Annotated in this window: 5 protein-coding genes; all 5 read right to left on the reverse strand. The window is 63.4% G+C overall.

Annotated elements, in window-relative coordinates:
* Positions 1-439 (reverse strand): conjugal transfer protein TraH (locus NBV68_RS17635; protein WP_296312417.1); only part of this gene is annotated, 439 nt, incomplete at its 3' end.
* A gap of 64 nt (positions 440-503) precedes the next feature.
* Positions 504-1,331, reverse strand: coding sequence for a conjugal transfer protein TraF (locus NBV68_RS17640; RefSeq protein ID WP_296312407.1), 828 nt, complete (start codon positions 1,329-1,331; stop codon positions 504-506).
* The gene (locus NBV68_RS17645; RefSeq protein ID WP_296312420.1) at positions 1,312-3,042 is read right to left on the reverse strand and encodes a conjugal transfer protein TraN; all 1,731 of its coding nucleotides are present in this window, start codon (positions 3,040-3,042) and stop codon (positions 1,312-1,314) included. Before NBV68_RS17645 ends, NBV68_RS17640 begins: the two co-directional genes overlap by 20 nt.
* Entirely contained in the window at positions 3,042-3,806 is a 765-nt protein-coding gene (gene trbC, locus NBV68_RS17650) for a type-F conjugative transfer system pilin assembly protein TrbC (RefSeq protein WP_296312411.1), read from the reverse strand. The genes NBV68_RS17645 and trbC overlap by 1 nt, the downstream gene beginning before the upstream one ends.
* Complete coding sequence (gene traU / locus NBV68_RS17655) at positions 3,803-4,771, reverse strand: conjugal transfer pilus assembly protein TraU (protein WP_296312414.1); 969 nt, start codon at positions 4,769-4,771, stop codon at positions 3,803-3,805. Before traU ends, trbC begins: the two co-directional genes overlap by 4 nt.
* Positions 4,772-4,905 lie beyond the last annotated feature (134 nt).

The following is a 4,905-nucleotide window of genomic DNA, read 5'->3' on the forward strand; positions in this document are numbered from 1 at the left end:
AGTTGATGTTGAGGTTGTTCATGAGCTGCGCCTTTTGGGCAAACTCCTGCATGATTTTCGAGCACTCGGGGCAGACAGTGTCGATCGCGAGGCTGAAGGCGAACCCGACTGCATTGTTGGCCACCGCCTTCATCATCGCCACGATCTCGCTGGCATTGATGAAGCTGAAGGACCCGGCGAAGATATCGATGCCGCCGCAGCCGGCGCGTGCGCGCGGCAGCTGCAGATTGGCAATGTTGGTCGTCTTCTGCGGGAAGCGCGTCCAGACATTGCCGAGGCTGTAGTAACCGGCTGACTGGCCTTCAAAGGCGGTCGGACCCGAGACGTTGGACGCTCCGCCGACATCGTCGAGGAACGCGTCCATCGAGCTTCCGACATCGGCCGTCGCGCTCGTGAGGGGCAGGGTGACGGCAAGAAGTGCCGCAAGAGCTCTGGTCATCATCCCATTTCTGGAGGTGACGCGCTGATGCGGCGGCTCCGGGTTGTTCGATTGGCGCGATGTGTCAGTAGTCACGGCCAGCTTCCTTCGATGTGAGGAGATAAATGCGGTCCTGGAGCTCATCGGCGCTCATCACGCCGTAGCCGATCGGGATGGGGTGGTTTTTGAGGGCATCCCAGAGCACGACCGCCGGGGTGATCTTCGGCTCTAGCCCGAGCCGCGCGCGCTGGTTGGTCTCGACGGTGTATCCGGGGAAATGGCGCGACGGACCGCCATCGGTCGAGATCGCCCGCACGGTGATGCGCCAGCGCGAAGCAACGCCCTGAACGATGGGCGACATGACCTCGCAGGCGCCGCAGCTTTGCGCAAAGAAGTAGAACAGCCCGTAGCGCTGCGAGAGCCGGGCCATCGCGGCATCGCGCTCCGCGTTGCGATCATCCTGCCATTGCCGCTTGCCAAGCGTCGAGACCGGGCGCTGCAGCGTGTAGTCGAGCTCTGGATCCTGCCAGATCGCCCGCTGCCAGACATCGCTGAACAGCGATGCCCGGTCGAGCTGTTCGCGCTGGAAGCGGATATAGGCGGTCACATTGGCCGGGGTCGGCTCGAGAATCGCCTTGGCTTTGAGCTCCCGCAAAGTGGCGGTCACAGCATCGAGCTGTTCGGTCGCACTTTCCGGTTGCTGCGGGTTTTCCGCCTGGGGCTTCTCGGCCTTGGGTCTGGCGCAGTAGAACCAGTAGCCGAGCTTGCGCTCCTGGCAGTAGAAGCTGTCCTGCTGCTCTCCGGTCTGCACCATTGGTGGTTCTTCGGCCCGCAGCGGCGTTGCCGCGACAGCGAGCAGAGCGATGCAGGTGGCAAGCGGCCGCAAGGCGGCCCTAATTGCTGGCACGGGCATAGTAGTCCTCGATTTTTTGCTGGAGATCGCTGGCTGCTGTGAGCTCGTCGGGCAGACGGGCAGCCTCGGTGAACTCGGCGTACACCTCGCTGAAATCCATCTGGCTGAGATCGAGCCGGGAAAACTCGTCGAGCGTGAAGCCGCGGCATTGCTCGGTTTTGGGCTTGCCCCACGGCTTGTTCAGCTGCCTGCGGCCCTGTTCCTGCAGGATCCGCGAGAGCTTGGATTCAAAGCAGCAATAGGCCTTCTTCTTGGTCAGGCAGACGCCGAGAAAGCTGTCCGAGCAATAGGTGCCGACGTACGCGCACAGGCCCTTGGCATCGCGCTCGTGCAGCAGCATTTCCTCGCGGCTGCAGCCAAGGCTCACGAGGAGCTGGATACCGGGGATCAGCGGAAAGCCTTTGCCCTTGCAGCAATTGAGCACGCCGAAGACCTTGGACGAGCAGGTGTTGCGGGTCCCCTTGAACAGGGTGAGCGTATCGGGATCAAGCTCGCGGCGCGCCTGGTCCATGACATTCAATGCGACGACCGCATCCTTGAACTCGTCGTTCGCCTCGCGCTCGATCGTCTCGCATGAGCCATCGATGCAATAGACGTCGCCGTCACAAATGAACTGGTTAGGGCTGCCTGGCTGATCGGGAACCGGGCAGTCATAGACCCGCTCCCACGTGCGACAGGGCTCGCCTGAGAGGCATTCCTGACCGACAAATCTGCAGCCGGACGTTGCTTCGAGTGCACTGCAATCCTGCGCTTCGACGAATTGCGCACAGGTGTAGCTGCGCGACCAGGCCCAGCATGGCTGGGTGACCGCTACCCCATTGATGATCCGGGTCACAGGATCGCTATCTGTGCAGGTCTCGCTGGTTTCCCGACAGCTATTGTCCGACGTCAGCCCCGCGCACTGACTTTCATCGCGGTTCGTCGTGACGCGCCGAGTGATGATGGTATCCTGCAGCTGCGCGCCGGGCACCGGGGCGGGGCAGGACATGATGCTGATCGGTTCGCCTGGCTCTGCACAAAAAGGCCGACCGGGCTGTCCCGCCCATTGAAGGCAAGGCCCCGGCCGCCAACCGATGCGTTCACAACCGGCGAAGTTGAACCTTTCGCAATTCTCCTCGGCGCCATAACCGAATTCGCTGCACCAGTGGATGTAGCGGGTCTCGTTGGTAACCTCGACCCTAAGTGGGATCTGGCAGCTTCGGATCTCTTCGCTTGCCGTGTAGCCGACATTGCAGGTTGCCATGTAGCGCGCACCTGTCCCGCTGCCAGGGGGCAGCGGGACGCAGCGGCCTTGCGAGCCGCTGACGCTCATGCCTCTGGTAAAGGCGAGCGGGTCAGCACTGATCTGCCCGCTGCGGGCAACAACCGCATCGAGGTCCTCGGGCGTGAAGCGCGCGCGCCGCTCCATGGAATCGCGTATGGTGCGATAGCCGCTGTTTGCATTCGCCTGGCTTGCCGCGTCGCGCTCCATGCGCGCAGGATCATCGAAATAGCGGGCTTCGGCCGGCGCGCTGCTGAAGTTCGGGATCCTGTCGGCATCGGGGCGGGCGGTGGCCGCGCTTTGCGCAGCGCCAGCCTGCTCGCGGCCAAAGGCCTTCCCGTCTGCCTTGGCTGCTTCTGTGGTGCTGGGGCCCTGGGGCGCGGTCTGGGCCTGAGTGGCGGGCGCAAGGCACGCGCTTAGGGCGGCAAGACTGATAAGGAGCCTGCGCATCATTGTCCGGTCCTTTCGAGGCGGCCAAGATATTGGGAGGCGATGCGCGCCGCCGGGCCTTGACCGTTTGCGATGGTCTCGAGCGCGAATGCGGGTTCCACGTTGCCGCTGATGCGATCATGAGGCGGCACTGTGGTCTGGCAGTCGAACCCGTCGCACAGGTCAAAGTCGCTGCTCGCGACCACATAGGTCGGCACAGCCGTCACATTGAACGCGCGGAACAGCCGGGGATCGATCCCCACCTGTCCGAGTGTGTCCTGATCGAGCGCGAGCTTACCGAGCGCCTCGGCGAAGGTCTTGGCGCTGTCCTGCGGAAAGCCGCGCAGCACGACGACCCCGCCTGCAGCATTTACATCGCGGATCATCTGTTTGAGAGCAGCCGGCGGCATCGACAGCGATGCAAAGGCAATAAAGCGCGGTGCTTCGCCGAGCTCGCTGGTCGCCATCGCTCCGGCATCGACCACCATGCGGTCGAAATCGAACGTGTCCTGCGAGGGCGGCTTCGCCGCCGCTCTTGCCGCCTGCGTGTAGCTCTGGCCATGCGTTTGTGCTGCGCGCGCATTGGAATCGGCCTCTTGCGTGACGGCCTTGGCCCGCTCCCGCGCAGTCGCAGCGAGCGCCTCGGCCTCCCCCGCATTGGTCTCAGCCTTCGCGCGGATGGCAGCGAGATCAAGCTCAGGCTCGACCGACTGAGCGGCGGCGCCGGCAATGGCTGCGAGACTCACGAGGCTCGCGAATACAGTAAGATGAAAGGGCTTTTTCATAGCGCGCAGCAATTCCGTTTGCGCCAGACCAGGTAGCCCATGTCCTCGCCAATGGCGGGGTAGACCTGTCCTGCTGACATGAAGGTGGTGGAGGCCCCAATCGGCGCGCAGGCATAGCGGCCCTTGGTCTGCGGATTGGGGTTGGTGGCCTGGAAGCGGTATTGCTGCTTCCTCATCACCGGCATGAGATACTTGCCGCACAGGCCCTTGTTGCCCATCGTGCCCCAGGCGACGAGCTGCCGGTGCAGCTTGTAGGAGAAGCGCGACAGGGCGAGCCGCGAGGCCTGGACATGGCCGATCGTCGCCGAGACATTGCCATTGAGCGGATACATCGTGCCCTGGCATCCCGCGCACCAGAACAGATCGTCGCTCGGCAGTTTCGATGTCGCAGCGACACAATCCGCGGCGCAGGCGGCCAGTGCCAGTGGATTGGCGAACAGCACGCTTTCGGGATTGATGATCGCGGTGAGCTCGCTGTCCTGCCACAGCGGATCGATCTCGCTCACATAGAGAATGTCGACCGACCCTGCCTCGAGGCACAGGAAATCCGCGACGAGCTCCATCCAGTAGATCGGCGGGTAGGCGTACCAGTGGACATGCCACTGCGAATGGTACTGCGTTGCCCCGCCCACCGCAGAAGGCCCGGCTATGGTCTTGAACCCGATATCGAAGCCCGGGTCGATCTTCATCCCGCCGAGATTGACGAAGCACCACGGCTTCATGCTGACATCCGCAAGCCGCACCGGCTCCCAGAACCCCATCGCAATCCCCGGTCTAATCCCGCACAGGCACACCGGCAGGTCCGGGTTGTCGGGATCAGGGCGGTTCGAGGGCCAGATCTTGAGGCTCCCGACCGAGATCGGGAACAGGCACGACCAGCAGATATCGGTGATCGGGTTCACGAACTTGCCCGTGCACTTCCCAGGGCCGGCATCCGCGCTGGCTGGGACGCTAAGGCTGAGCATCAGAAGTGCGCTGCAAATCCATGTCAGCCAACAATTTCTCCGGGTCATGATGGTTTGCGCTCCCGCGGCTTGATCGGGACCTCGCTGACGCGCAGCAGGCGGCCTTGCTGCTCGACCACGGCGGGCACCGCGCG

The sequence above is a fragment of the Erythrobacter sp. genome, assembly GCF_023653175.1.
Classification (GTDB): Bacteria; Pseudomonadota; Alphaproteobacteria; order Sphingomonadales; family Sphingomonadaceae; genus Erythrobacter.

Coding starts and splice junctions, on each gene's coding strand:
- trbC (WP_296312411.1), bottom strand. CDS start 3,806: ATGAAAAAGCCCTTTCATCTTACTGTATTCGCGAGCCTCGTGAGTCTC.
- NBV68_RS17645 (WP_296312420.1), bottom strand. CDS start 3,042: ATGCGCAGGCTCCTTATCAGTCTTGCCGCCCTAAGCGCGTGCCTTGCG.
- traU (WP_296312414.1), bottom strand. CDS start 4,771: ATGCTCAGCCTTAGCGTCCCAGCCAGCGCGGATGCCGGCCCTGGGAAG.
- NBV68_RS17640 (WP_296312407.1), bottom strand. CDS start 1,331: ATGCCCGTGCCAGCAATTAGGGCCGCCTTGCGGCCGCTTGCCACCTGC.